A 3,535-nucleotide genomic window follows, 5' to 3' on the forward strand; every position below is an offset into this window, starting at 1 on the left:
GATGGTTCTTTCGGTTTTGTCCGAGGGATGAAAAGGGAATACGGTGCGACCTCGAGTGTCAAATCCGTGACTGCCCCCGCAACTGTAAGCGGTGAGTGACGCCAAGTGTCCACTGGTCTGAGGGGCCGGGAAGGTTGGCTGAGCGTTGACCCGCGAGTCAGGAGACCTGCCATCTGATGTTGAACCAACCCGGGGCGGGGCGTCCTGGAAGGAGGCTTGGATGGCACGTTGTTTGCGTGTTTACATTGTCGGCACCTTCTGTCCGCGCTCTGCGTCAAGCGGAGCGGGCGATGCACAAGGCGGCTGATCACTTCGTTTTCATGGATACAACCGGCAGGGGCGGGGCCGTCCGTGGCGGTTTGGCCGTGTCTGGCTTGGCCGTGCTGGTATCAATACGTTATAACGTTGCAATATCTGTTTCTCGGCAGTAAGTGGAGCACACCATGCCGAACCATCCCGATCACTTCGTTCTTGTCTGCGCCACCTGCAAGGGACCTGGGTCCTTTGCTCAGATGACCGGCGCGCTGAGGCATCGGCTGCCGCCGGGTTTTGCCCTCCGCCCGGTCGACTGCATGGCCGGGTGCGACCGCCCTGCAACCGTCGGGTTTCAGGCTGCCGGAAAGGCGCAGTACCTTTTCGGGGACATTCGAACCGATGCGGATGTCGCGGCGCTGGCGGAATTTGCCCACCAATACCAACTCAGCAGTAACGGTTGGACAAACGCCACGGATCGCCCGCGCGCGTTGTTCAAAAAGACCCTGTCGCGCATACCCCCTATCCCGGCAGAGGTGCCGCTATGAGTTTTCTGACGGCACAGGATGTAGAGTATTACGCGCTGAACGGGGATGTTCTGTTGCAGGACGTCTCGTTCGAGCTTGAAGAAGGGTCCATTCTGGCCATCGCCGGGCCAAACGGGGCTGGCAAGACCACCCTGCTGAACCTGCTCTGCGGGGCCGAAGCGCTGGCGCTGGGTGATGTTCTGATCCGGGGGCAATCGCTGCGGCAGCTTTCGGCACAGGACCGCGCCCGCATGATTGCGGTTGTTGGTCAGCAAGAGCTGCCGGATGGGCGGTTGCTGTTGCGGGACTATGTCGCCCTGGGGCAGATACCGATCCACGCCGATCGCTCGGTCGGCGCCCATGCGGCCGAGCTGGAGCGCATTCTGGACCTGACCGGTCTGGACGCCCTTGCGGGCAAACGGATGGGGGTGCTGTCGGGGGGCGAGCGCCAGCGCGCCCATATCGCGCGGGCCCTGGCGCAGAACCCGTCGCTGCTGTTTCTGGATGAGCCGACCAACCATCTGGATCCGGACGCCAAGGGGCGGATGCTGTCCCTGGTGGCCGATCTGGGTATCACCGTGGTGATGATCGTCCATGATCTGGTCATGATCCCGGAATTCGCCACCCATGTTGCCCTGATCAAATCCACCCGGATGACCGGGTTCGGGCCGGTGGGCGAGGTGCTGACCACGGATCGGGTCCGCGACACATTTGGCGTCGATTACCTGTGCTTTCACCACGAGGGCCGCGTGATCCCGGCGCTGGATATCCGAAAAACCAAAGTTTCAACCTGACCCAAGGAGCAATCCCCAATGAAACAGATCTGGTCCGTGGCTCTGGCCACTGCCATTGCAAGCGGCGCATCCGCGCATGAGATCAGCGTCGACAATTGCGGCACGCCGCTGGTGTTCGACACCACGCCCGAGCGGCTGGTCGTGCATGACATGAACATGACCGACATGGCCTTTGCACTGGGTTTGCAGGACAAGATCGTTGGCCTGACCGGCATCACCGGCTGGTACAAGACCAGCCCCGAGTTTGACACGCTGCGCGGCGACATCCCGGAACTGGCCCCGAAATACCCAACCGTCGAGAACCTGGTTGCGGTCGAGCCCGACCTGTTCTTTGCCGGCTGGTATTATGGCATGAAGCCCGGCGGCGACGTGACGCCGGACACGCTGGAACCCTTTGGCATCAAGACCATGATCCTGTCCGAGAGCTGTGTGCATCTGGACAAGGACCGCCCCGAGGCCAGCATGGACCTGCTGTTTGACGACGTTCTGCGTCTGGGCAAGGTCATGGATGTCGAAGACAAGGCCGATGCGCTTGTCGCGGGCTGGAAAGATGAGTTGTCCGCGATCGAGGCCCAGACCGCCGCGCTGTCCAAACCCCGCGTGTTCCTGCTGGATGGTCCCGCGGATGCGCCCTTCACCGCCGGTAAATTCGCCATTCCCGACGCGATGATCGCTGCTGCGGGCGGCCAGAACGTCACCCATGACATGGACACCAGCTGGGGCCGGTCCTCGTGGGAGGCCGTGGCCGCCTCGAACCCGGAGTTTCTGGTGCTGCTGGACTATCAGACCGGCAATGGTGCCGCCGATACCTTCAAATTCCTGCAAGAGCATCCGGTGATGTCGCAGACCGATGCGGTCAGGAACGAACGCTGGATCGGTCTGCGTTACGAGGAACTGACCCCGGGACCGGCAAATATCGAGGCGATCTCGAAAATGGCGCAGGCCATGCATCCGGGCCTGAACTGATATGGGCCGATTGGCTCTGACACTCTTGCTGGGGGCGGTCGTTCTGACCGCCCTTTTGCTGATCTCGACGGTCTATGGAACCACATCCATCCCCCTGCCCGAGACCTTCTCGGCCATTGGCCTGGGGCTTGGCCTGGCCGATGGCGAGATGTCGCCGCTGCACCGGATCGTCTTTGATCTGCGCCTGCCGCGGGCCCTGTTTGCCGCCGTGATCGGTGCCGGGCTTGGCATTGTCGGCGTTGTTCTGCAAACCACCACCCGCAACGATCTGGCCGATCCGTTTCTGTTCGGGCTGTCCTCGGGCGCGGCGGCGGGGGCGGTGTTCGTCATCACCGTCACCGGCGATGTTCTGGGGCTGTGGACCCTGCCGCTGGCGGCGTTTTGCGGGGGTCTTGTCGCCTCGGCCATCGTGCTGGCGCTGGTCCAGGGGCTGCGCACAAGCGCGCCGGAAAAGCTGATCCTGGCGGGCCTGGCGGTGTCCTTCCTGTTCTCGGCCATCACCAACTATCTGATCTTTGCCGGTGACAGCCGCGCCGCCCATTCGGTGATCTTCTGGATGCTGGGTGGCCTGGGCCTGGCCCGGTGGCAGACCTTTCCCCTGGTCTGCGCCGGTTTGACCCTGATCCTGGCCTATTCGCTGTACCGCGCCCGCTGGCTGGATGCGCTCTTGACCGGAGACCTCACCGCCTCGACCCTTGGCGTTCCGGTCCAGGGGCTTCGGTTCCGCATGTTCTTCGTCGCAGCCCTTGCAACCGCCGTATTCGTCTCGGTCGCCGGCGTGATCGGATTTGTCGGCCTGATGGTCCCCCATATCGCACGCGGCATCGCCGGACCCCTGCACAAACAACTGCTGCCAACAGCCGCCATCGTCGGCGCAGCCCTGCTGACAGGCTCAGACATCCTCAGCCGACTGCTCCTCGCTCCACAAGAACTACCCGTCGGCATCGTAACAACCTCAATCGGATCAATCTTCGTCTTCCTACTGCTCTTCAGAAC

The 3,535-nt window shown here is 62.6% G+C and carries 4 protein-coding genes and 1 riboswitch; all 4 genes read left to right on the plus strand.

Features of this window, described 5'->3' with window-relative positions; all coding sequences use genetic code 11:
- A riboswitch (cobalamin riboswitch) is annotated at positions 1-188 on the plus strand. This riboswitch is flagged as partial in the annotation.
- 255 nt (positions 189-443) lie between these two features.
- On the plus strand, positions 444-800 hold the full coding sequence (locus ACR0JA_RS23585) for a DUF1636 family protein (protein WP_480580385.1): 357 nt from the start codon (positions 444-446) through the stop codon (positions 798-800).
- A complete protein-coding gene (locus tag ACR0JA_RS23590; RefSeq protein WP_480580387.1) occupies positions 797-1,573 on the plus strand; it encodes an ABC transporter ATP-binding protein in 777 nt (258 codons plus the stop codon). The genes ACR0JA_RS23585 and ACR0JA_RS23590 overlap by 4 nt, the downstream gene beginning before the upstream one ends.
- 18 nt (positions 1,574-1,591) lie before the next feature.
- Positions 1,592-2,539: an ABC transporter substrate-binding protein gene (locus tag ACR0JA_RS23595; protein WP_480580390.1), complete on the plus strand. Its 948-nt coding sequence runs from the start codon at positions 1,592-1,594 to the stop codon at positions 2,537-2,539.
- Between the two features lies 1 nt (position 2,540).
- Positions 2,541-3,535 (plus strand): FecCD family ABC transporter permease (locus ACR0JA_RS23600; protein ID WP_480580393.1); only part of this gene is annotated, 995 nt, incomplete at its 3' end.

The organism is Ruegeria sp. AM4 (assembly GCF_056540665.1).

What these genes read in the sequence shown, in the direction of transcription:
- ACR0JA_RS23590 (WP_480580387.1), top strand. Translation starts at nt 797, where the DNA reads ATGAGTTTTCTGACGGCACAGGATGTAGAGTATTACGCGCTGAACGGG.
- ACR0JA_RS23595 (WP_480580390.1), top strand. Translation starts at nt 1,592, where the DNA reads ATGAAACAGATCTGGTCCGTGGCTCTGGCCACTGCCATTGCAAGCGGC.
- ACR0JA_RS23585 (WP_480580385.1), top strand. Translation starts at nt 444, where the DNA reads ATGCCGAACCATCCCGATCACTTCGTTCTTGTCTGCGCCACCTGCAAG.